Genomic DNA, 21671 nt, shown 5'->3' on the forward strand with positions numbered 1-21671 from the left:
AACGTTCCGGGGTCAGCCGGCGGCGTCGCGGGCTCCCTCGGACAGGAAAGTAAAGACATAGTCCGAGAAGGAACGCCAGCACTCGACCCGGAAGGCCTCGTCGGCCGTGCGCAGCAGCACGATCTCGGCCTTGCCGAGAATGGTGCGCGAAGCGGCGCCCACCGGGAAGGCGTCGAGCGACAGGTCCTGCGGGCAGCCCGAATTGATCGCGGCTTCCGCCGCCGGACCGGCGACTAAAATCGCGATGTTGCGATGCGAGATGCCGACCGACGAATGCAAGGCGGAAACTCCTGCGCAATCGGCGAGTGGGTCCTTGCCGGCCTCGTCGATGACAAGCCACTCGTCCGGGCCAAGCCACAACGCCGTACGCCCGCCCTTCGACGCCGAGGTTTTCGGCTTCTTCGGCAAGGTCAGGCCGAGCGCCTTCGACAAAGCGGCGACTGAAGCCTCCGGGGCGCGCAGCGAGATACGCTCGGCCGGCGGCAGCACTTCGACCTTGACACTCGTTGCGGAGACAGTGCGCCCGGCCAATGCCGGACGCCGCTCTGCTGATGATGAAGCCATCGTGGCCGTCTTTGCAGCAGCCTTAGCCATTGAGGCGCCCTCCCGTCTCGTCGAAGAACACCATGCCGGTAACCTCCACTTCGATCACCCCGTCCGGCATCGGCACATAGAGCGTGTCGCCCATCCGGTCACGCCCGCCGGCGACCAGCGCCAGCGCGATGGAACGGCCGCAATTTTGCGACCAATAGCTCGACGTGACATGGCCGAGCATCTTCATCGGGATCGCCTGCTTGGGATCCTCGACGATCTGCGCGCCTTCTTCCAGCACCACCTTTGGATCCTTGGTCTTCAGGCCGACCAGTTGCTTGCGCCCCTTGGCGACGAGATCAGGCCGCGTCAGGCCGCGAATGCCGACGAAATCGGCCTTCTTCTTGCCGACCGCCCAGTCGAGGCCGGCATCGTTTGGCGTCACCGTACCGTCCGTATCCTGGCCTACGATGATGTAGCCCTTCTCGGCGCGCAGCACGTGCATCGCCTCGGTACCATAGGCGGCGGCGCCATGCTTCTGGCCCTCGGCCCACAACGCTTCCCAGACCGCCTGGCCATGGTCGGCCGGCACATTGACCTCGAAACCGCGCTCGCCGGTGAACGACATGCGGAACAGCCTCGTCGGCACGCCGCAGATCTTGCCCTCGCGCACCGACATGTGCGGCAGCGCCTCGTCGGACATGTCGATGCCTTCGACCAGCGGCGCAATGATCTCGCGCGACTTCGGCCCCTGGACGGCAATGACCGCCCACTGCTCGGTGATCGAGGTCAGCCAAACATTAAGATGCGGGAACTCGGTCTGGAGGTAATCCTCCATGTGGTTCATGACGCGCGGCGCGCCGCCCGTCGTCGTCGTTACATGGAAGCGGTCCGGCGCCAGCCTGCCGACGACGCCGTCATCATAGATGAAGCCGTCCTCGCGCAGCATGATGCCATAGCGGCAGCGGCCGGGCTCCAGCTTCTCCCACGGATTGGTGTAGAGCAGTTCCATGAACTTCGCCGCGTCCGGGCCGACCACTTCGATCTTGCCCAGCGTCGACGCATCGAACAGGCCGGCCTGGTTGCGGACGGCGACGCATTCGCGGTCGACCGCCGCATGCATGTCCTCGCCTGCCTTGGGGAAGTACCAGGCGCGCTTCCACTGGCCGACATCCTCGAATACCGCGCCTTGCGCCTCGGCCCAGGGATGGATCGCGGTTCTGCGTGTCGGGTCGAACAGCGGCCCACGCGCGTGGCTGACGATCGCGCCGAAGGTGACAGGCGTGTAGGGCGCGCGGAACGTGGTCAGGCCGACTTCCGGGATCGGTTTGCCCAGCGTTTCGGCGGCAATCGCCAGTCCGTGCATGTTAGAGGTCTTGCCCTGGTCGGTCGCCATGCCGTTGGTGGTGAAGCGCTTGACATGCTCTATCGAGCGCATGCCTTCATGCACCGCCTGGCGGATGTCCTTGGCGGTCACGTCGTTTTGGAAATCGACGAAGGCTTTCACCGTCGTGTCCGGCCCGGCGCCGGGGCCAGCACCCAGCATGCCGCGCGACCAGCTTTCCGAGGCTTCGACCTTCGGCTTGGCGCCCTTGGACGCCTTGCCGCCTGTTTCTTTCGCCGCCTTGGCGCCCGCCGCATAGGCCTCGTCCACGGTCACCGTCAGGCCGTCGGTGCCGTTGCAGGCACCGACCGACACGCAGTCCTGCGCGTAGGTGCCGGGCACGAAGCGCTTGGTCTCGTCGTTGAAGGCGACCTTGCCGCGCGATTGCGAGAACAGATGCACCGACGGCGTCCAGCCGGCGGACATCAGGATCGCATCGACGGGAATAGTGCGTTCGCCGCCGCCATTCTTCGGCTGCACCGTCATCGACGACACCCGTAGCTTGCCGCCGGCGCGGATCACGGCACGGCCGAAATTGATCTCGATGCCGAGGGCCCTGGCCTCATCGATCACCGGGCCGGTCGGGTTGTCACGCAAATCGACGATCGCCGCCACGTTGATGCCGGCCTTCTTCAGGTCGATCGCGGCGCCGTAAGCCGAATCATTGGCGGTGTAGACGCCGACATTCCGGCCGATCGCGACACCATAATGGTTGAGGAAGGTGCGCGCCGCACCCGCCAGCATGATGCCGGGCCTATCATTGTTGGCAAACACCATGTGACGCTCGATGGCGCCGGAGGCCAGCACCACGCGCTTGGCGCGGACCTGCCAGAGCCGTTCGCGCGGCAGATCGTGGGCGGGGGCCTTCAGGTGATCGCTGACGCGCTCGACCAGACCGACGAAATTCTGGGCGTAATAGCCAAACGCCGTCGTGCGCGGGAGCACGCGAACATTGTCCATGCCAGCGAGCTTCGCCACCGCACCTTGTGCCCAGGCAAAGCCGTCCTGGCCGTCGATCTTCGCACCAGATTCGAAGCGCAGGCTGCCGCCGAACTCGGCTTGCTCGTCGGCCAGGATGACGCGCACGCCGGTCTCCGCCGCGGCAAGTGCCGCCGCGATGCCGGCCGCGCCGCCGCCCAGCACCAGCACGTCGCAATGGGCGTAGCGCGACGAATAATGGTCGGGATCGGGTTTGTCGGGCGAAACACCGAGGCCGGCGGCTTCGCGGATCTTGGGTTCGTAAAGGCTCTTCCAGGCCGCCTTCGGCCACATGAAGGTCTTGTAGTAGAAGCCGGCCGAGAACAGCGGCGAGGCCAGGTCGTTGACCGCGCTGACATCGAAGGACAGCGACGGCCAGCGGTTCTGCGAATTGGCGGCGAGCCCGTCATAGAGCTCCTGCACGGTGGCGCGCACGTTCGGCGTCTTGCGCGCGTCGTCGCGCACGATCTGCACCAGCGCGTTGGGCTCTTCCGCGCCGGCCGACAGGATGCCGCGCGGGCGGTGGTACTTGAACGATCGGCCGACCAGATGCACGCCATTGGCGAGCAGCGCCGAGGCCAGAGTGTCCCCCTCGATGCCCTCATAGGACTGGCCGTCGAAGCTGAACCGCGCGGTCTTGGCCTGGCTGAGGCGTCCGGCGCCGGGAATGCGCAACGCGCCGCTCATTTCGCTACTCCGGGCAGCTTGGAGGGTTTCGGTTCGCCGGCCTTGTAGGTCATGACGAACTTGTCGGTGACGGTGTCGCGCACCGCGTTGAAGAAGCGCGCGCAGCCATGCATGTGGCGCCAGCGCTCATGGATAATGCCCTTTGGATTGGAGCGGATGAAGAAGAACTTCTCGAAGTCGTCGTCGCTCTCGCCTGATATGTTGGCCGAGCGTGCGATGTGCGCCTCGCCGGCGTTGCGGAATTCGAGTTCCGGGCGCTCTTCCTCGCAATAGGGGCAGCGGATGAGAAGCATCGTGTTTGTTCCTACAATTCGCCGTGGCCGACGCGCGCGCCAGCCGGTTGATCGCAAAGCTTCTGGCCCATAGTCATGAAGGGAGCGACGAGCCGCAGCCGCTCCTCGACGCTCGTCGCCGCGCTGAACAGATCGCGGTTGGCCATGTTGCCGAGCGTCAGCTGCATCGGATCTGTCGTAACGACGACGCCACGCGGCTGGAAATCCTCGTCTTCATCCAGCCCATGCGGCCTGCCTTCGAAGAACATCACCACTTTCTGGCCGACACTCCAGACGCAGGCGAGCATTCCCTCGTCGACAGAAAACGGCCAGCCGGTCTCGTTTCCCGCACGGCTGATCGGCTGCAGCCGCACTTCCTGCGCCGTCGGAACATGGAACATGCCCTGTTCCCCCGCCAGCATCAGCGGCACCGCGACTGCCACCTCGGCCATCATCATCAGTGCGCCACCGCCGCGGCCGCCGCCTCGTCGATGAGGCGGCCTGTGCGGAAGCGCTCGATGGTGAAGGGCGCGTTGATCGGGTGCGGATCGTCCTTGGCGATGGTGTGGGCAAAGACATGCCCGGACCCCGGCGTCGCCTTGAAGCCGCCCGTGCCCCAGCCGCAATTGACGTAGAGGCCGGGCACCGGCGTCTTGGCCAGGATCGGCGAGCGGTCGGGTGTGACGTCGACGATGCCGCCCCACGACCGCAGCATCTTCATGCGCGTGAAGATCGGGAACATTTCGCAGATGGCGTCGAGCGTATGCTGAAGAATGTGCAGCCCACCGGTCTGCGAATAGGAGACATACTGGTCGGTGCCGGCGCCGATCACCAGTTCGCCCTTGTCGGACTGCGAGATATAGGCGTGCACCGTGTTCGACATCACAACGCAAGGCACGACCGGCTTGATCGGCTCCGACACCAGCGCCTGCAGCGGATAGCTTTCCAGCGGCATGCGCACGCCGGCCATGTTCATGATGACGGAGGAGTGTCCGGCGGCGACGACGCCAACCTTCTTGGCGCCGATGAAGCCGCGCGTCGTGTCGACGCCCGTCACCGCGCCATTGGCGGCCCGCTTGACGCCGGTCACCTCGCAGTTCTGGATGATGTGCACGCCGCGCGCCGAGGCGCCGCGCGCATAACCCCAGGCGACCGCGTCATGGCGCGCCGTGCCGCCGCGACGCTGCAACGCCGCACCGATCACCGGATAGCGTGCATCCTTGGACGTGTTGAGCGGCGGGCAGAATGCTTTCGCCTGCTCGGGTGTCAGCCATTCATTGTCAATGCCGTTGAGCCGGTTGGCGTGCACATGGCGCTTCAGCACCTGGATGTCGTGCACATTGTGCGCCAGCATCATGACGCCACGCGCCGAATACATGACGTTGTAGTTGAGCTCCTGGGAGAGCCCGTCCCAGAGCTTCAGCGCATGGTCATAAATCCCGGCGCTCTCGTCATAAAGATAGTTGGAGCGGATGATGGTGGTGTTGCGGCCGGTATTGCCGCCGCCCAGCCAGCCCTTTTCCAGCACCGCGACATTGGTGATGCCGTGCACGGTCGCGAGGTAATAGGCGGTCGCGAGCCCATGGCCGCCGGCACCGACGATGATAACGTCGTATTCCTTCTTCGGCTCCGGCGAGGACCATTGTTCCTCCCAGCCCTTGTGGCCGCGCATGGCTTCGCGGGCGATGGCGAATACCGAATATTTCTTCACGTTCCAGCCTCGCAAATGGCAGCCGGGCGTTCATCATCAAGCCCCGGCGCGCGAGGTGTATCACTAGCGAAACAGCGCTGCCACCCTTGCGCTGTTTGCGACGGCGCTTGCCGTTTTGCGCCGCGCTGAAAAAGAGCTATCCGGCCTGGCTCCCATGATTGCCTTCAGTCACACTTCTCGGCGCTGGGGTTCGGAGGATGATGATGGGCAACGCCTGGTGGAATCTCACATTGCGCTTCCTGCTGGAGCTTGCCGCCTTGCTCGGCCTCGGCATGGCAGGCTGGAGCCTTTCGGACGAAGCGTGGCGTTGGGTCCTCGCCATTGCCCTGCCGCTCGCCGCAGCCGCGGCATGGGGTATCTTCGCGGTCCTCAACGATCCAAGCCGGTCGGGCCGGGCACCGGTGCCTGTACCGGGCGCTGTCAGGCTGGCGCTGGAATTCATCGTCCTGTTCGGCGGCGCCGCGGGTTTCCATTTGGCGGGCCATACCATTACGGCCATCATCATGGCCTTGCTGATCGTCATCAGCTACGCGTTCTCGCTGGATCGTCTGGCATGGCTGCTGCGGCAGTAGTGGCGCGGATCTCTGCAGCTTTCGGGTGGCTGCTGTTCTGCCGATTTGCGACCAAGCATCCGATCGCCGGCGAAGCTGGCGCGAAGGACAAGGATGCCAAACATGCTCGCACTCGCCAATAAGATCGCCATCGTCACCGGTGCCAGTTCCGGCATCGGCCGCGCCACGGCAAAGCTGTTCGCCGAGGAAGGCGCCAGGCTCGTCATTTCCGCTCGCCGCCGAGCGGAGCTCGATGCACTCGCCGCCGAAATCGAGGATGCCGGCGGCACCGCCGTCGCTCTCGCGGGAGATGTCACCGACGAGAGCTATGCGAAAGCCCTCGTCGAGTTGGCGGTCGGCAGCTTCGGTGGCCTCGACATCGCGTTGAACAATGCCGGCTCCGTCGGACTGATGGGCTCCGTCCCCGACATGTCGGCACAGACATGGCACGGGACGATGGATACCAACCTGACCAGCGCCTTTCTCGGCGCGAAGTATCAGATACCGGCCATGCTGGAGCGCGGCGGCGGCTCGCTGATCTTCACATCGAGCTTTGTCGGTTACACCGCCGGCATGCCCGGCATGGCCGCCTACGCTGCCGCCAAGGCAGGCCTGATCGGTTTGACGCAGGTGCTGGCCGCCGAATATGGACCGAAGGGACTGCGCGTCAACGCGCTGCTGCCGGGTGGCACCGACACACCGGGTGCGACGACGACCACACCCGAGGCCCGCGCCTTCGTCGAGGGCCTCCATGCCCTGAAACGCATGGCCCAGCCGCAAGAGATCGCCCGCTCGGCGCTTTACCTTGCCTCTGACGCCTCGAGCTTCACCACGGGTACCGCGTTGTTTGCCGATGGCGGTGTGTCGATCAACCGGACGTGAAGGATTTTTACGGAGAGCTGCCTGTTCGTCGTTGTGACGCAGGCCGCCGCTCTTGCTTTTTCGGCGCGATTTGGCGATTCCGTTTCCTGTCGAAACGGGTCTTCTTGCCAAGACGGGTTGTGAAACCATGATGCTGGTCCGAACCTATGTCGCCCAGAGCGCGATCGAAGGCGTCGGCATGTTCGCCGCCGAACCCATCCGGAAGGGCGCCTCGATCTGGCGCCTGGATCCGGATTTCGACCGGCTGATTCCGATGGACAAATATGAGGCCGCACCCCAGCCCCTGAAGGAATTGCTCGACCGCTATGCCTATCCGAGCCCGGATAAGCCCGGTTTCATGGTCTACGAGGTCGACAATGGCCGCTTCATGAACCATTCGGCGACCCCGAACACCGACTTTTCGCAATATGGCGGTGCGACCGCGACCCGGGATATCGCCATCGGCGAGGAGATCACCTGCGACTACGGTGAGTTCTTCGAGGATTTCGAGCGGCTGCACCTGGCGACGGCGTAACGGGCACACTATCTCCAGGCGACGTGGCAATTTGGCTGTCGTCTCTCATTTCGACTGTGGACAGTGAGGCTTGATTCTGCTATCAGCCGCCACAATTCGTGGTGTCGAGCGCCGCGGAGGCTTGCGGCTATGGCTGCTTGCCTGTTGATATCAAACCCGAAAGACAGGATTGCCCGTGCAGGTACTCGTCCGCGACAATAACGTTGATCAGGCGCTTCGCGCGCTGAAGAAGAAGATGCAGCGCGAAGGCATTTTCCGCGAAATGAAGATGCGCGGCCACTACGAGAAGCCTTCCGAGAAGCGCGCCCGTGAAAAGGCCGAAGCCGTTCGCCGCGCCCGCAAGCTGGCCCGCAAGCGCGCACAGCGCGAAGGCCTGCTGCCGATGACCCCGCGTCCGGTCGCTGCTGGCGGTGCCGCCGGTGCAGCGCGTCCGCCGCGCTGATTATCGCCAATATTTCGTCCTTTTCGAAGGATACCAGGGTGGCGCGATGCGGAATCGCCGCCACCCTTTTATTTTGATGTGACCCGGCCCGGAGGGGGAACCGGACCTGAACGACGGCGCAAGTGAGGACAGGGCAGACATGAACGCAACAAGCGTGGAGCGCGGGACCGCATTGCGTGGTTTCGCCCTGACAGCGGCCCTGCTTTCCGGACTGATGCTTGCCGGCTGCCAGACATCGGGGCCGGCCGGTGAATTCAACAACATCGACAAGGCGCAAGGGTCGAGCGAGAATATCTCCTCGCTGTCGGCGGTCATCCAGCGCAATCCCCAGGATCCGGAAGGCTATAATGTCCGCGGCTCGGCCTATGGCCGCGGCGGCCAGTACCAGGCGGCGCTCAAGGATTTCAACCAGGCCATCCAGCTCAATCCGAATTTCTACCAGGCCTATTCGAACCGGGCCCTCATCCAGCGTTTCCTCGGCAACCAGGAAGCAGCCCTTGCCGACTACAATCGCTCGATCCAGATCAACGGCAATTATGACGCCGCCTATATCGGCCGCGGCAATCTCTACCGTAAGGCGGGCCGCACCCAGGATGCCTTCAACGACTTCCAGAAGGCGATCCAGCTCGACACGACGGACGCCCGCGCCTATCACAATCGCGGCCTGATCTATCAGAGCCAGGGCCAGCACAAATTCGCCATTGAGGATTTCTCGACCGCTATCTCGCTGGCCCCCGACGCCGCCGAACCCTACAACGGCCGTGGCCTCTCCTATCTGGCGACCGGCGACGAGGATAACGCCTTCTCCGATTTCAACATGGCCATCAAGCTCGACGGCCAGAACGCCGAGGCCTGGGCCAACCAGGCGCTGATCTACGAACGGCGCGGCGACAAGGCAAAGGCGGCGAAGGCCTATCGCGAGGCTGTGCGCCTCAACCCCAGCTACCAGCCGGCCAAGGACGGCCTCGCCCGCGTCAGCTGACGTCGGCTCATCAGGCCCACGGCAAGGTGCGCACTGCATCGTGCGTATCCGAAAGGACACGCGGCGTTGAAGATCGCCGCCAATCCGGCAACCCTGTATTAACCCCCGCGACAAGCCGTTAACCCCTCGCCTTGTTCGCGCCAAGTTTTCGGCGGAACGGTCGCGGCGCTCGAGACGTTACTGAAGACCGATTGCGAAAGGACCCTCCCATGATCAAGAAACTCGTCTGCGCTGCCGCCCTTGCAACGACTATGTTCGCTGCCGCCCCGGCCAGCGCCGGCAGGTTGCAGCTCGGCACGCTCGACTGCACCATCGATGGCGGCACCGGCTATCTCGTGACCTCCAACAAGGGCGTGTCCTGTGTGTTCCGGCCCTATCATCACGGGCCGTCTGAAATTTACACCGGCGTCATCTCGAAGCTCGGCGTCGATCTCGGCAAGACGCACCAGGGCCAGTTGGTCTGGGCGGTGTTTGCCGCAACCCGCGACCGTGACGCGGGCGACCTTGCCGGCAGCTACTATGGCGTCAACGCCGAGGCGAGCGTCGTCACCGGTGGCGGCGCCAACTTGCTGGTCGGTGGCTTCGACAGCGCCTTCATGCTGGAGCCACTCAGCGTCCAGGCGCAGACCGGCGTCAACCTGGCGGTCGCCGTCACCTCGCTGGAGCTGATCCACTCGCTCAAGTGATTGCACGGAGCCACGCGCTCCACGACCCCTCACCCTGCGGCGCGGAACCAGATAGTATGGTTCCGCGCTGTTTGATTTTGAGGGGACCGCCATGTTCAGGACAGCCATCGCCGCTGCCGCGACCACGATCATGCTTGCGGGCGCTGCACGAGCGCAGGACCAGGGCATCGAACTCGGTGCGCTTGAATGCGCCATATCGGGCGGCACCGGCTTCATCTTCGGCTCGAGCAAGGATTTGAGCTGCACCTTCACCCCGGCCGACAAGAGCTTCGCGCCGGAAGCCTATTTCGGCGCCGTCAACAAATACGGACTCGATATCGGCACGACCAAGCAGGCGGTGATGCGCTGGCTGGTGCTGACGCCGCTGAAGAACATCTACGCGCCGGGTGCATTGGCCGGCGACTACATCGGCGCCAGCGCCGAAGTGACCGCCGCCATCGGCGCCGGCGCCAATCTCCTGGTCGGCGGCTCCTCGCAGGCCTTTACCCTGCAGCCGCTCAGCCTGCAGACGCAGACCGGCATCAATCTCGCCATCGGCGTCAGCCAATTCCAGTTGCGCAGCACCGAGAATTGATCGCAAGCGGTCCAGCTAGGACGACGCTGGCCTAAACATATTTCGAGAAAATCGCTTGAGCTCAACAGAGGTTGAGGTTCTACAAACCCGCCCCGAGCAAGGCCGCATCTCGACGCGGCGCGCATGGTCCTGCTGGAAGCCCGCACTGGCTTCTGGTGCCGTGCGGCTACATCGAGATATGCAAGGCAGGGATGGACATGACTGACATCAGCACAAACAAGGTCGACTGGCGCGCATTGTGGGCAAGCGGCGACCTCGCCCGCTTCTGCTTCATCAGCCTCGGCATCCTGCTGCACGCCACCAATGAGACGATGGTGGCGACGGTCATGCCGGCCATGGTCGGCGAACTGGCCGGCGTACAGCTCGTCGGCTGGTCCCTGGCAATCTACGAACTCGGCGCCATCGTCGCCGGTGCCGCCGCCGGACGCCTGGTGAGTTATGTCCCGCTGCGCACCAACATGGTGGTCGCGGCCCTGCTTTATGCCGCCGGGGCGCTGATCTGCGCCACCTCGCCCTCGATGCAATTGTTCCTTGCCGGCCGCTTGATCGAGGGCCTCGGCGGCGGCGCGCTGGTGTCGCTGGCCTTCGTATCGGTCGAGCGGCTGTTTTCGCGTGCCATCTGGCCGCAGCTTTTCGGTATCATGTCGGCTATCTGGGGCGTTGCTGCTTTCAGCGGCCCGTTGCTTGGCGCTGTTATGACCGAATTGCTGTCCTGGCGCTGGGCCTTCGGCGTCTTCACACTCGGCGGCACCGCCATGGCGCTGGCAAGCTTCCTCGTACTCAACACGCCGGAGGCGAAGAAACCCAGCACGAGTGCCGGCAAGGCGCCGCCCTTCCCTTTCGTGGCGCTTGGCTGCCTTGCCGTCGCCGTGGTGCTGATCGCCTCGGCCGGCGTCGACATCGCCCTGTTGCGTTCCTCGCTGCTGATCGTGCTAGGCCTGACGGGCCTCGCGCTGTTTTTCTACGTCGATGCGCTGAAGCCGCGCTCCAGGCTGTTCCCGGCGCGGCTGTTCTCCTGGCGCACGCCGGTCGGCGCCGGCATGACGATGGTCGCCGCCTTTTCCATCGCGACCTGCTCCTTCGGCGTCTACGGGCCGCTGCTCTTGACCAGCCTGCACGACATTCCGCTGCTGACCACCGGCTACATCATCGCCGCCGAATCGATCGCCTGGTCGATCCTGTCGATTCTCGTCGCCAACGCGCCGCCGCGGCGCGAAAGGCTGATCATTGTCTGCGGCGCGCTGATGATCGCGGCGGGCATCGCCGGCTTCGCCTACACGATACCGCTGGGCTCGATCCCGCTGATCCTGGTCTGCGCCCTGCTGCAGGGCGGAGGCTTCGGCATTGCCTGGCCGTTCCTGACCCGCGTCATCGTCGCCTCCGCACCGGCCGAGGAGCAGACCATCGCCTCGGCCGCGGTGCCGACGATGCAGCGCATCGGCTATGCAGTGGGCGCCGCCATTGCCGGCATCGTCGCCAACGCCAGCGGCTTTTCGCAGGGCCTGAATCACGACGCCGCGGCCAATGTCGCGAGCTGGCTGTTCCTTGCCTTCGTGCCGCTCGGCATTCTGGGCTGTCTCGCCGCCTTGCGGATATCGGCGGCGGCAAATCGGCCTCTGGAGGCGATCGGCTGACGCAGGTTTATCGGACAGGCTATTTCACTCGACACGCAGGCGATAGCCGACACCGGTTTCGGTGGTGATGTAGCGCGGCTGGTCGGGGGTTTTTTCGATCTTCTGCCTGAGCTGTCGGACATAAACCCTGAGGTACTGCACGTCTGTCGAGTCGTCCCAGATCTGCTTCAGGATGAAGTGGTGGGTCAGCACCTTGCCGGCATGCTGCACCAGGATGCGCAGTATGTCGTACTCTTTCGGCGAGAGCTTCACCTCCCTGTCCTCGACCTTGACGACGCGCTTGACCAGATCGACGCTGAGGTCACCGCTCTGGAATATCGGCTTCTCACCCTGTTGCTGGAACTTGTGGCGCAGCGCCACCCGGATGCGTGCCACCAGTTCGTTCATGCCGAACGGCTTGGTGACATAGTCGTCGGCGCCGAGTTCGAGCGCGCTGACGATGCCGGCCTCGTCGGTACGGCTGGAAAGGATGACGACGGGAACGTCGACGCCCTCCTCCCGCCATTTGCGCAGGAGTTCATGGCCCCCCATGCCGGGCAGGCCGAGATCGAGCAGCACGAGATCCGGCGTCTCCTGTTCCATCAGCTCGATCGCCGCCTTGGCGTTCGGCGCCTCGCTGACCGCGTAACCCTGGCTGCCAAGGCCGACCCGCAGCAGCTTGCGGATCGGCGGCTCGTCGTCGACGACCAGTATCCTGACATTCGAATTGGTCATCGAGGCTGATCCATGCCGGGCTCGTCGCCGCGGTTGCCGATATCGCGCGCCTGCGCCGGCACCGGCATCCTGATGGTGAAGGCGCCACCGGGGCGGTCGGTCCGGTTGGCGGCCGCGATCGTGCCGCCCATCGCCTCGACGAAGCCACGGCAGATCGACAGGCCGAGCCCGGTGCCGGCGCGCACCTGATCGCCCTTGCGCACCCGGTAGAAGGTATCGAAGACACGTTCCAGGTCCTGCGCCGGAATGCCCGGTCCCTCGTCCATGATCCGCACCATGACGGAGCCATTATCGGCCCAGGCCTGGATGCGGATCGTCGAGCCGGGCGGCGAATATTTCGAGGCATTGTCGAGAAGGTTGAACAGGACCTGTTCGAACAGCACGGGATCGAGCCGCAGCATCGGCAAGTTGGGCGGAATATCGACCTCGATCTTGTGCTCGCTGGTGATCTTGCGGGCACGGTCGAGCGCCGTGCCAACGATATCGCCGACATAATGGAGGGCGTAGTTCGGCTCCATCGCCCCGGATTCGATCTTGGTCATGTCGAGCAGGTTGGCGATGAAGCGGTTCAGCCGCTCCGATTCGTCGATCACGGTCGACAGGAGCTCGGCCCTGTCCTGCTCGGGGAGGTCGGGCGCGAATTCCTTGAGCGTGCCGGCCGCGCCCATGATGGCGGCGAGCGGCGTTTTCAGGTCATGCGAAATCGAGGTCAGCAGCGCCGAGCGCAGCCGGTCGGCTTCGGCCGCGAGCTTGGCGCGGTCGACATCGGCAACGAGCTGGATGCGTTCGATCGCCACCGCCGCCTGATCGGCCAGCGCGTCGAGCAGCCGCTGCTGCTCGGGCGTCAGAAGCGGGCCCTGCTTGTCATTGTCGAGGCCGACGACGCCGATTGCGGTGCGTCCCGTGCGCAAGGGAAGATAGAGGCGCTTGGCGCCAGGAAGCGTGTCGGCGCCGCGTCCGGCGGCACGGTTGTGCTCCCAGGCCCAGCGTGCGGCGGCAATGTCGGCCTCGGCCAGCGTGTCGTCGGGCGGATAGCCTGCCTTGACGGTGATCGTGCCGTCTTCCGGCAGCAGCAGCACCACGCGCAGCTTCAGCATCGAGGCGATCTGGAAGGCGGTGGCCCAGAGCACGTCGTCGAGCGTGCCGGCGCCCGCGAGCTTCTTGGAGAACAGATAGATGTCCTCGGTTGCCCGCGCCCGCGAGCGGGCGGCGGCGGCCTGACGCTGCACGCGCGCCGTCAGGTTGCTGGCGATGACGGCAACGGCGACGAAGACGGCAATCGCGACGATGCTCTCGGGATCGCGGATCGTCAGCGTGTAGCGTGGCTCGAGGAAAAAATAGTTGAAGGCAAGGACACTGAGGAAACAGGCGTAAAGCGCCGGCCAGAGACCACCAGCCACCGCCGACGTCAGCACGGAGAGCAGGAAGACGATCGCCAGATTGCGAACGTCGAGGAACTGGTCGAGAACGGTGCTGACGGCCAATGATCCGGCAACGTAAGCCGTGGCGAGCAAATACGGCTTGGCCTGGAAATGCCTTTCCTCGGCTGCCGCGTTCACTCTCCTGGAAGACGTTTCGGTGTCCCGCTCCGTTCCGGAGATGACATGGACGCTGATGTCGCCGGCATTGCGGATCAGATCATAGGTGAGCGACCCTTCGATCAGTTCGCGCCAGCGCGACCGGGTCGGCCTGCCGACCACGATGTGGGTGAAATTGTTGGCCGTCGCATGGCGAACGATGTCCTGCGCGACGCTCTGGCCCGGGATGGTCGTCACCTCGGCACCGAGCTGCTCGGCAAGGCGCAGCAGTGTGGCGAGCCTGTCCTTGTCATCCTCGGACATGCCGGCGGAGCGAGGCGTGTCGACATGAAGCGCCGTCCAGGGTGCACGAAGCCTGTCGGCCAGCCTGCGTGCGTAGCGAATGCGGGCTGCCCCGCCCGGACGTGCATCGACGCAGACAAGAACTCGCTCCCCCGCCGCCCACGGACCCTGGATGGCGTGGGACTGCATGTGGTTGAGCAGTTGCTCGTCGACGCGCTGGGCGGTTCGGCGCAGCGCCAGTTCCCGCAACGCCGTCAGATTGCCCGGCGAAAAATAGTTCTCGACAGCACGCTGCGCGGTATTGGGGAAATAGACCTTGCCCTCCTCCAGCCGCTTGATCAGGTCGTCGGGCGTCAGATCGATGATCTCGACATCATCCGCCTGGTCGATGATGGAGTCTGGAACCGTCTCGCGCACCCTGACCCGGGTAATCTGGGCGACGACGTCGTTCAGGCTTTCGACATGTTGGATGTTCAGCGTCGTATAGACGTCTATGCCCCGCGCCAGGATTTCCTGGACATCGAGATAGCGCTTGGGGTGGCGGCTGCCGGGCGCGTTGGTGTGGGCGAGTTCGTCGACCAGGACCAGCGCCGGACGCCGGGCAAGGATGGCATCGATATCCATCTCGTCGAGGACGCGCCCCTTGTAGTCGACCCTGCGGCGGGCAATGACTTCAAACCCCTCGACCAGGGCCTGTGTTTCCTTGCGGCCATGCGTCTCGACCACGCCGATCACCGCGTCGGCACCGTCGGCCAGCCTGGCGCGACCAGACATCAGCATCTCGTAAGTCTTGCCGACACCGGGTGCCGCGCCCAGGAATATGCGCAGACGGCCGCGCCCTTCCCGCTCGGCATGCTCTAGCAGCGCGTCGGGAGATGGTCTGTTTTCGACGTTGCTTCTGTCGTCCGGCATCGGGTCCGATCATGAATGGCGCCGGGGACCGTGTCGATCCCCGGCGCCGGACATCACCTACTTCGCGGCATCCAGCGCCAGGTTGAGGGCCAGCACATTAACCGCCGGCTCGCCGAGCACGCCCAATTCCCGGTCCTCGACCTGGCCGTCGACGAGCGCCTTGACCTTGGCCTCGTCGATGCGCCTTGCCTTGGCCACGCGCGGAACCTGGAAATAAGCGGCCTCGGGACTGATCTGCGGATCAAGGCCGCTGCCGGACGTCGTCACTAGGTCAATCGGCACCGGCTGGTCCGGGTTCTCAGCCATCAGCTTTTCCGCGTCGCCCTTGATGCGCTCGATCAGCTTCGGGTTGGTCGGACCGAGGTTGGAGCCGCCGGAGGCGCTGGCATCGTAGCCGTTGCCGGCGGCCGACGGCCGGCCGTGGAAATACGTGTCGCTGGCGAAGGCCTGGCCGATCAGTTCGGAGCCGATCACCTTGCCGCCCCTCTCGATCAGGCTGCCATTGGCCTGGCGCGGGAACAGCGCCTGGGCGATGCCGGTCATGCCGATGGGATAGACGAGCCCGGTCAGCACGGTGAAGAAGACGATCATGATGATCGCGGGTCTGATCTGCTTGAGCATCGGAATGATCCTTATGCAAGGCCAAGGGCCGTGACGGCCATGTCGATTATCTTGATGCCGACGAACGGCACGACGATGCCGCCGAGGCCGTAGACGAGAAGGTTGCGGCTGAGCAGCGCACCCGCGCCGATCGCCCGGTACTTCACGCCGCGCAGCGACAGCGGGATCAGCGCGATGATGATCAGCGCGTTGAAGATGATGGCCGACAGGATGGCGCTCTGCGGTGTCGCCAGATGCATGATGTTGAGCGCTTGCAGCGGACCTGTGGTCTGGCCGGGCGCGACGTAGAAGACGGCGAACATGGCCGGGATGATGGCGAAATACTTGGCCACGTCATTGGCGATCGAGAAGGTGGTCAGCGAGCCGCGCGTCATCAACAGCGCCTTGCCGATTTCGACGATCTCGATAAGCTTGGTCGGATCGCTGTCGAGGTCGACCATATTGCCGGCCTCGCGAGCAGCGACCGTGCCGGTGTTCATGGCGACGCCGACATCGGCCTGCGCAAGGGCTGGCGCATCGTTGGTGCCGTCGCCGCACATGGCGACCAGTTTGCCCTTGGACTGCTCGTCGCGGATCAGCTTCAGCTTGTCCTCCGGTGTCGCCTGGGCAAGGAAGTCGTCGACGCCGGCTTCGGCCGCGATGGCAGCTGCCGTCATCGGGTTGTCGCCGGTGATCATGACCGTGCGGATGCCCATCTTGCGCAGCTCGGCGAAACGCTCGCGGATGCCGCCTTTGACGATGTCCTTGAGGTGCACGATACCCAGCAGGCGCCCGCCCCGCTCGACCGCCAGCGGCGTGCCGCCGGATTTCGCGACCTCGTCGGCGATCGCCTGCAAATCCCTGATCGTGTCGCTGTTCGGGCGCGTCGCGCGGCTGGCCGATGTCGCCTGGTTGACATGGGCGAGCACGGAATCGACTGCGCCCTTGCGTACCGACGAACCGTCGATGTCGACGCCGCTCATGCGGGTCTGCGCGGTGAAGGGCACGAAAGTAGCATGCAATGTCGCCATGTCGCGGGCACGGATGGCATACTTCTCCTTGGCCAGCACCACGATCGAGCGGCCTTCCGGCGTCTCGTCGGCGAGCGAGGCAAGCTGTGCCGCGTCCGCCAGTTCCTGCTCGCTGACGCCCTTGACCGGGCGGAATTCCGTCGCCTGGCGGTTGCCGAGCGTGATGGTGCCGGTCTTGTCGAGGAGCAGCGTGTCGACGTCGCCGGCGGCTTCGACGGCGCGACCCGACATGGCCAGCACATTGAAGCGCACCAGCCGGTCCATGCCGGCAATGCCGATGGCCGACAGCAGCGCGCCGATCGTGGTCGGGATAAGCGTCACGAACAGCGCGACGAGCACGGTCACCGAAATATAGCCACCCGAGTAGTGGGCAAAGCTCGGGATGGTCGCTGTGGCCAGCACGAAGATCAGCGTCATGCCGACGAGCAGGATGTTGAGCGCGATCTCGTTGGGCGTCTTCTGGCGCTCGGCGCCTTCGACCAGCGAGATCATGCGGTCGAGGAATGTGTGGCCCGCGGCGGCGGTGATGCGCACGCGGATCCAGTCCGACAGCACCTGCGTGCCGCCGGTGACGGCCGATCGGTCGCCGCCGGATTCGCGGATCACCGGCGCGGATTCGCCTGTTATCGCCGCCTCGTTGACCGAGGCGACGCCTTCCACCACCTCGCCATCGGACGGGATGATGTCGCCGGCCTCGACGAGAACGATATCGCCGACCTTCAGGCTGGTGCCGGGTACCAGCTTGAACCTGGTGCGGTCCTCGCCCGTCAAAAGCTTGGCCTGGGTTTCGGTGCGAGCCTTGCGCAGCGAATCCGCCTGCGCCTTGCCGCGCCCTTCGGCGACGGCTTCGGCGAAATTGGCGAACAGCACGGTGAACCACAGCCAGATGATGATCTGCAGCGTGAACAGCAAATCACCGCCGCCGGTGACGAGGTCCTTGACGAACAGCACCGATGTCAGCGCCGAGACGACGGCGACGACGAACATCACCGGGTTGCGGGCCAGCGTGCGCGGATCGAGTTTGCGGAAGGCGCCGCCGATGGCGGGCCACAGGATGCCGGCATCCATGATGCTGGCTGACTTTGACTGACTCATTTTGAAGCTCCGGCTTCAGTGTTGGTGTGCGGCGGCGACTGGTCGGATGCCGAAAAAAGATGAGGAAGCCGGTAGGCCAGCAGCCAAAGCGCGATCATGGCGGCGGCAAGCCCAAGAAACGTCGACATGGTCGGGAAGGGAGGCGGCAGCCCCTCCTTCCCCGGATCGGCCCGATGCCTGATATTGCGGCGCTTGTTGCTGAACCAGGACATGTCTGCCTCAGAATGTCTGTCCATGGATCATCGCCAGGTGCTCGACGACAGGTCCGACGGCGAGCGCCGGGAAGAAGGTCAGGCCGCCGACGATGACGATGACGCCGACCAGCAGCCCGACGAACAGCGGACCGTCGGTCGGGAAGGTGCCGGCTGAGGCGGGGACGGTCTTCTTCGCCGCCAGCGCGCCGGCGATGGCAAGCGCCGGGATGATGACCAGGAAGCGGCCCATCAGCATGCCGATGCCGAGCGTGATGTTGTACCAGGGCGTGTTGCCGCTGAGGCCGCCGAAAGCCGAACCATTGTTGGCCGCCGCCGAGGTGTAGGCGTAGAGAATCTCGGAGAAGCCGTGCGGCCCACCATTGGCGATCGACGCCACCGCGCTCGGCAGCACCACCGCGATCGCCGTGAAGATCAGCATCGCCAGCGGCAGGCACAGGATGGCCAGCATCGCCATCTTGACCTCCTTCGCCTCGATCTTCTTGCCGAGATATTCGGGCGTGCGGCCGACCATCAGGCCGGCGACGAAGACGGCGATCAGGATGAACATCAGCATGCCGTAGAAGCCGGCGCCGACGCCGCCGACGATGACCTCGCCGAGTTGCATGTTGATGAGCGGAACCATGCCGCCGAGCGCGGTGAAGCTATCGTGCATGGCGTTGACCGCGCCGCAGGAAGCGGCCGTCGTGATGACGGAGAACAAAGCCGAGAGCGCGATGCCGAAGCGGGTCTCCTTGCCTTCCATGTTGCCGCCGTCGATGCCCAGCGCATGCACCAGCGGATTGCCCGCGGCTTCCGCCCAGTAGCAGACGGCGACGCCAACGATGAACAGCACGCCCATGGAGGCGAGGATCGCCCAGCCCTGGCGCTGATTGCCGACCATGCGGCCGAAGACGTTGGTCAATGCGGCGCCGACGACGAAGATCGACAGCATCTGGATCAGGTTGGAGATGGCGTCGGGATTCTCGAAGGGATGTGCCGCGTTGGCATTGAAGAAACCGCCGCCATTGGTGCCGAGCATCTTGATGGCGACCTGCGAGGCGACCGGCCCCAGCGCGATGGTCTGCTTGGCGCCCTCAAGCGTCGTGGCGTCGACGTAAGGCCCCAGCGTCTGCGGCATGCCGAGCCAGACATAGACCAGGGTGAGCACGACGCAGAGCGGCAAGAGCACATAAAGTGTGGCGCGCGTCATATCGACCCAGAAATTGCCGATGGATTTGCCCGACGCCCGGGCGAAGCCGCGGATCAGCGCGATTGCAATGGCGATGCCGGTGGCGGCCGAAACGAAATTCTGGACCGTCAGCCCGGCCATCTGCACGAGATAGGACATCGTGCTTTCGCCGCCGTAGTTCTGCCAGTTGGTGTTGGTCATGAAGCTGGCGGCGGTGTTGAAGGCGAGCGCTGGGTCGACCGCGCTCATGCCGACCGGATTGTAGGGCAGACTGCCTTGCAGGCGTTGCAGGACATAGAGCACCAGGAAGCCCGCCAGGTTGAACAGCAGGAGAGCCACCGCATAGGTGGTCCAGTGCTGCTCCTCGCGCTCGCTGGTTCCGCAAATGCGGTAGAGCCCGCGCTCGAGCGGGCCGAGGATCGGCGAAAGCGGCGTGCGATCGCCATTGAAGACGCGGTGCATGTAGAAGCCAAGCGGCTTCACCAGCAAAACGAGGATCCCGCAATAGAGGAGGATCTGTATCCATCCGTTCAGTGTCATGGCTGTGGCTTTCCGTGCCTTCAGAAGCGTTCTGGACGAATGAGCGCGTAGGTGAGGTAGGCGAGCAGGAACAAGGTCACGCCACCGCCGAGGATGTAATCGACAAGCATAGGCTCGATCCTTCAGCTTAAATTCTGTCGCAAGCTTTGACGTAGACGATGGACAGGCCGAAGAACAAAACCCCGATCCCGAGAACAATAATGTCCATTGTGCTTTTCCTTGCTTCCAATTTTCTACTGGTCTCCTGCCAAAGACAGGGCAGAAATACCGTAAGACGGCGCGCCGCACTAGGCAGCGTCGACGGCTTTGCTCGACGTGCATATGGACCCGATCGCCATAAAGGTTCGAGACGGGGCGGATGGGAAAGAAATAGGAATTCTATAAAGGTTTCCGGCGCGGCTCGCCGTCGAAGAGCAGCTTGTCGACGCGGATTGCCGGGAAGGATATGCCGCCGCGCTTTGCGGCCTTGCTGGGAACGCTCTACCGCGGCTCCCGCGTCAGGCTGAGATAGGTCGGATCGAACTCGGCGATTTCCTGGAGCCTGTGCCAATCCAGGATTGTCACCGTGTGATTTGCCCAATTGACGACGCCGACTTTGCGCAGGGCGCCGATGACGCGGTTCATGTGTACGACGGAAAGACCGAGCACATCGGCCAGCTCGGCCTGTGAGAACGGCAGGTGAAAGCTCATACCGTTGGTGCGCTGCACCACCTGCAGCCGTACGAAAAGCTCACAGAGGAGATGGGCCAGGTGTGAGGTCTTGGAGCGGCGGCCCATCGCCACGATCCACTCGCGATGGATGGCGCCGTCGACCAGCGTGTCCAGCCACAGCAGCCGCGTCAGATGCGGCGCTTCCTCGGTGATGGCACGAAGCCGGCTGTGATCGGCGAACATGACATGACAGGGCGACATAGCAACGATGCCGTGATCCATCGTCTTCAGAAGGAAGGCGTGGAGATCGACGAAATCGCCAGGCACCTGCAGCGAGGTGAACTGCCGGCCGCCGTTCTCGAGCACCTTGTAGCGCGCCGCCAAACCGTCGAGGATCAGGGTCGAATAGGTGGGCCGTGCGCCCGATGCGACGATATCCTGGCCGACCGCGAAATGCCGCTCGAAAGTCATGGCCTCAGCCAGCAGCGCCTTTTCGGCATCGGAAAGCGCGTCGTGCTGGGCGAGATTCAGATACAGGGATTCCAGCACCGCTATCTCCAGCGAAAGGGCTCAGAGCCGATCGCCAACTGTCGAAAGCAAGGGGCGGCTACCGAAGCACTAGGTCGTCGGGCGCCGGCGGGCATTAACATTTGTTAGAAGGCGCTTATTCGCCAACGAAGATCATCTCTGATGGAACAACGGCTTAGCCCGCGAATTGTCGCTCAAGTCTCTTTTGGAAATTTCATCAGCTCGGGATCCGGCCGCATCATGCCCAGATACTTTCTCGACCTTTACAATGGCGATGGCCTGACGGTGGATGACCATGGTCAGGTGTTCGACTCGCGCGAGCGTCTGCGGCGAGAGGCAATCCTTATCCTGCCCGACATCATTCGCGACGAGATGATCGAAAACGACCGAACGGCCATCACCGTGAAGGTGCGCGACGAGAGCGGGCGCCATGTCTTCGAAGCATCGCTCGTCATCTCATCGAACTGGTGCGATTGACCGCGGCCTGGTCTGCGGACCCTCCGCAAGATGGAACGGAAAAGCCGGGCTCGGAGGGCCAAGCCGGGCTTTCGGGGGAGCGGCCTTACGAG

General features: G+C 64.3%; 22 protein-coding genes. 9 read left to right on the forward strand and 13 right to left on the reverse strand.

The annotated features are described in order from the left end of the window. Positions 1-12 precede the first annotated feature (12 nt). Genes FJ936_RS07075 through FJ936_RS07095 form a run of 5 tightly spaced genes read right to left on the reverse strand, consistent with a single transcriptional unit; the run spans position 13 to position 5563 of the window. Entirely contained in the window at positions 13-594 is a 582-nt protein-coding gene (locus tag FJ936_RS07075) for a sarcosine oxidase subunit gamma (RefSeq protein ID WP_015315783.1), read from the reverse strand. After that, positions 587-3580, reverse strand: coding sequence for a sarcosine oxidase subunit alpha (locus FJ936_RS07080; protein ID WP_140792634.1), 2994 nt, complete (start codon positions 3578-3580; stop codon positions 587-589). Before FJ936_RS07080 ends, FJ936_RS07075 begins: the two co-directional genes overlap by 8 nt. Then, positions 3577-3873: a sarcosine oxidase subunit delta gene (locus FJ936_RS07085; protein WP_140792632.1), complete on the reverse strand. Its 297-nt coding sequence runs from the start codon at positions 3871-3873 to the stop codon at positions 3577-3579. The genes FJ936_RS07080 and FJ936_RS07085 overlap by 4 nt, the downstream gene beginning before the upstream one ends. 11 nt (positions 3874-3884) lie before the next feature. Then, a complete protein-coding gene (locus FJ936_RS07090) occupies positions 3885-4307 on the reverse strand; it encodes a hypothetical protein (protein WP_140792657.1) in 423 nt (140 codons plus the stop codon). Between the two features lie 2 nt (positions 4308-4309). Next, positions 4310-5563 carry a sarcosine oxidase subunit beta gene (locus FJ936_RS07095; RefSeq protein ID WP_140792630.1) on the reverse strand — a complete coding sequence of 418 codons (1254 nt, stop codon included), beginning with the start codon at positions 5561-5563 and terminating at the stop codon, positions 4310-4312. Positions 5564-5766: 203 nt separating this feature from the next. Between FJ936_RS07095 and FJ936_RS07100 the strand changes: the two genes are divergently transcribed. The 8 genes from FJ936_RS07100 (at position 5767) to FJ936_RS07135 (ending at position 11828) form a co-directional block, all read left to right on the forward strand. Then, on the forward strand, positions 5767-6135 hold the full coding sequence (locus FJ936_RS07100; RefSeq protein WP_140792628.1) for a DUF2568 domain-containing protein: 369 nt from the start codon (positions 5767-5769) through the stop codon (positions 6133-6135). Between the two features lie 102 nt (positions 6136-6237). Next, the gene (locus FJ936_RS07105) at positions 6238-6996 is read left to right on the forward strand and encodes an SDR family oxidoreductase (protein ID WP_140792626.1); all 759 of its coding nucleotides are present in this window, start codon (positions 6238-6240) and stop codon (positions 6994-6996) included. 127 nt (positions 6997-7123) lie between these two features. Beyond that, positions 7124-7510 (forward strand): SET domain-containing protein-lysine N-methyltransferase, encoded by a 387-nt coding sequence (locus FJ936_RS07110; protein WP_140618786.1) that lies wholly within the window; start codon positions 7124-7126, stop codon positions 7508-7510. A 175-nt stretch (positions 7511-7685) separates the two neighbouring features. Further along, positions 7686-7952 (forward strand): 30S ribosomal protein S21, encoded by a 267-nt coding sequence (rpsU, locus tag FJ936_RS07115; protein WP_010911429.1) that lies wholly within the window; start codon positions 7686-7688, stop codon positions 7950-7952. A 139-nt stretch (positions 7953-8091) separates the two neighbouring features. Further along, positions 8092-8934 (forward strand): tetratricopeptide repeat protein, encoded by an 843-nt coding sequence (locus tag FJ936_RS07120; protein ID WP_015315775.1) that lies wholly within the window; start codon positions 8092-8094, stop codon positions 8932-8934. Between the two features lie 209 nt (positions 8935-9143). Then, a complete protein-coding gene (locus FJ936_RS07125; RefSeq protein ID WP_023770564.1) occupies positions 9144-9620 on the forward strand; it encodes a DUF992 domain-containing protein in 477 nt (158 codons plus the stop codon). A 91-nt stretch (positions 9621-9711) separates the two neighbouring features. Next, positions 9712-10194, forward strand: coding sequence for a DUF992 domain-containing protein (locus FJ936_RS07130; protein WP_140792624.1), 483 nt, complete (start codon positions 9712-9714; stop codon positions 10192-10194). A 197-nt stretch (positions 10195-10391) separates the two neighbouring features. Beyond that, positions 10392-11828, forward strand: a complete 1437-nt coding sequence (locus FJ936_RS07135; RefSeq protein ID WP_140792622.1) for an MFS transporter — start codon at positions 10392-10394, stop codon at positions 11826-11828. A gap of 24 nt (positions 11829-11852) precedes the next feature. Here the strand turns inward: FJ936_RS07135 and FJ936_RS07140 are convergent, their stop codons facing one another. The 8 genes from FJ936_RS07140 to FJ936_RS07175 all read right to left on the reverse strand — a co-directional run bounded on the left by FJ936_RS07140 (position 11853) and on the right by FJ936_RS07175 (position 21123). Next, positions 11853-12542, reverse strand: coding sequence for a response regulator transcription factor (locus FJ936_RS07140; RefSeq protein ID WP_140713324.1), 690 nt, complete (start codon positions 12540-12542; stop codon positions 11853-11855). Further along, entirely contained in the window at positions 12539-15274 is a 2736-nt protein-coding gene (locus tag FJ936_RS07145; RefSeq protein WP_140792620.1) for a sensor histidine kinase KdpD, read from the reverse strand. The genes FJ936_RS07140 and FJ936_RS07145 overlap by 4 nt, the downstream gene beginning before the upstream one ends. Before the next feature lie 57 nt (positions 15275-15331). Then, entirely contained in the window at positions 15332-15895 is a 564-nt protein-coding gene (gene kdpC / locus FJ936_RS07150; protein WP_015315769.1) for a potassium-transporting ATPase subunit KdpC, read from the reverse strand. An 11-nt stretch (positions 15896-15906) separates the two neighbouring features. After that, positions 15907-18000, reverse strand: coding sequence for a potassium-transporting ATPase subunit KdpB (gene kdpB / locus FJ936_RS07155; RefSeq protein WP_140792617.1), 2094 nt, complete (start codon positions 17998-18000; stop codon positions 15907-15909). Then, on the reverse strand, positions 17997-18236 hold the full coding sequence (locus FJ936_RS07160) for a hypothetical protein (protein ID WP_246680417.1): 240 nt from the start codon (positions 18234-18236) through the stop codon (positions 17997-17999). Before FJ936_RS07160 ends, kdpB begins: the two co-directional genes overlap by 4 nt. Next, the gene (kdpA, locus tag FJ936_RS07165) at positions 18220-19923 is read right to left on the reverse strand and encodes a potassium-transporting ATPase subunit KdpA (protein WP_140792615.1); all 1704 of its coding nucleotides are present in this window, start codon (positions 19921-19923) and stop codon (positions 18220-18222) included. The genes FJ936_RS07160 and kdpA overlap by 17 nt, the downstream gene beginning before the upstream one ends. A gap of 20 nt (positions 19924-19943) precedes the next feature. After that, a complete protein-coding gene (gene kdpF, locus FJ936_RS07170; RefSeq protein WP_015315765.1) occupies positions 19944-20033 on the reverse strand; it encodes a K(+)-transporting ATPase subunit F in 90 nt (29 codons plus the stop codon). 370 nt (positions 20034-20403) lie between these two features. Then, positions 20404-21123, reverse strand: coding sequence for a Crp/Fnr family transcriptional regulator (locus FJ936_RS07175; RefSeq protein ID WP_140792613.1), 720 nt, complete (start codon positions 21121-21123; stop codon positions 20404-20406). 219 nt (positions 21124-21342) lie between these two features. Between FJ936_RS07175 and FJ936_RS07180 the strand changes: the two genes are divergently transcribed. Continuing rightward, the gene (locus FJ936_RS07180; RefSeq protein WP_141906306.1) at positions 21343-21579 is read left to right on the forward strand and encodes a hypothetical protein; all 237 of its coding nucleotides are present in this window, start codon (positions 21343-21345) and stop codon (positions 21577-21579) included. The last annotated feature ends 92 nt before the right edge of the window (positions 21580-21671 follow it).

Source organism: Mesorhizobium sp. B2-4-13 (genome assembly GCF_006658535.1).
In the GTDB taxonomy this organism is placed as follows: Bacteria; Pseudomonadota; Alphaproteobacteria; order Rhizobiales; family Rhizobiaceae; genus Mesorhizobium; species Mesorhizobium australicum.

Excerpts from the sequence above, each read along its gene's own strand:
- FJ936_RS07075 (WP_015315783.1), bottom strand. The coding sequence starts at position 594 with ATGGCTAAGGCTGCTGCAAAGACGGCCACGATGGCTTCATCATCAGCA.
- FJ936_RS07080 (WP_140792634.1), bottom strand. The coding sequence starts at position 3,580 with ATGAGCGGCGCGTTGCGCATTCCCGGCGCCGGACGCCTCAGCCAGGCC.
- FJ936_RS07085 (WP_140792632.1), bottom strand. The coding sequence starts at position 3,873 with ATGCTTCTCATCCGCTGCCCCTATTGCGAGGAAGAGCGCCCGGAACTC.
- FJ936_RS07090 (WP_140792657.1), bottom strand. The coding sequence starts at position 4,307 with ATGATGGCCGAGGTGGCAGTCGCGGTGCCGCTGATGCTGGCGGGGGAA.
- FJ936_RS07100 (WP_140792628.1), top strand. The coding sequence starts at position 5,767 with ATGGGCAACGCCTGGTGGAATCTCACATTGCGCTTCCTGCTGGAGCTT.
- FJ936_RS07105 (WP_140792626.1), top strand. The coding sequence starts at position 6,238 with ATGCTCGCACTCGCCAATAAGATCGCCATCGTCACCGGTGCCAGTTCC.
- FJ936_RS07110 (WP_140618786.1), top strand. The coding sequence starts at position 7,124 with ATGATGCTGGTCCGAACCTATGTCGCCCAGAGCGCGATCGAAGGCGTC.
- FJ936_RS07120 (WP_015315775.1), top strand. The coding sequence starts at position 8,092 with ATGAACGCAACAAGCGTGGAGCGCGGGACCGCATTGCGTGGTTTCGCC.
- FJ936_RS07125 (WP_023770564.1), top strand. The coding sequence starts at position 9,144 with ATGATCAAGAAACTCGTCTGCGCTGCCGCCCTTGCAACGACTATGTTC.
- FJ936_RS07130 (WP_140792624.1), top strand. The coding sequence starts at position 9,712 with ATGTTCAGGACAGCCATCGCCGCTGCCGCGACCACGATCATGCTTGCG.
- FJ936_RS07135 (WP_140792622.1), top strand. The coding sequence starts at position 10,392 with ATGACTGACATCAGCACAAACAAGGTCGACTGGCGCGCATTGTGGGCA.
- FJ936_RS07140 (WP_140713324.1), bottom strand. The coding sequence starts at position 12,542 with ATGACCAATTCGAATGTCAGGATACTGGTCGTCGACGACGAGCCGCCG.
- FJ936_RS07145 (WP_140792620.1), bottom strand. The coding sequence starts at position 15,274 with ATGCCGGACGACAGAAGCAACGTCGAAAACAGACCATCTCCCGACGCG.
- kdpC (WP_015315769.1), bottom strand. The coding sequence starts at position 15,895 with ATGCTCAAGCAGATCAGACCCGCGATCATCATGATCGTCTTCTTCACC.
- kdpB (WP_140792617.1), bottom strand. The coding sequence starts at position 18,000 with ATGAGTCAGTCAAAGTCAGCCAGCATCATGGATGCCGGCATCCTGTGG.
- FJ936_RS07160 (WP_246680417.1), bottom strand. The coding sequence starts at position 18,236 with ATGGACAGACATTCTGAGGCAGACATGTCCTGGTTCAGCAACAAGCGC.
- kdpA (WP_140792615.1), bottom strand. The coding sequence starts at position 19,923 with ATGACACTGAACGGATGGATACAGATCCTCCTCTATTGCGGGATCCTC.
- kdpF (WP_015315765.1), bottom strand. The coding sequence starts at position 20,033 with ATGCTTGTCGATTACATCCTCGGCGGTGGCGTGACCTTGTTCCTGCTC.
- FJ936_RS07180 (WP_141906306.1), top strand. The coding sequence starts at position 21,343 with ATGCCCAGATACTTTCTCGACCTTTACAATGGCGATGGCCTGACGGTG.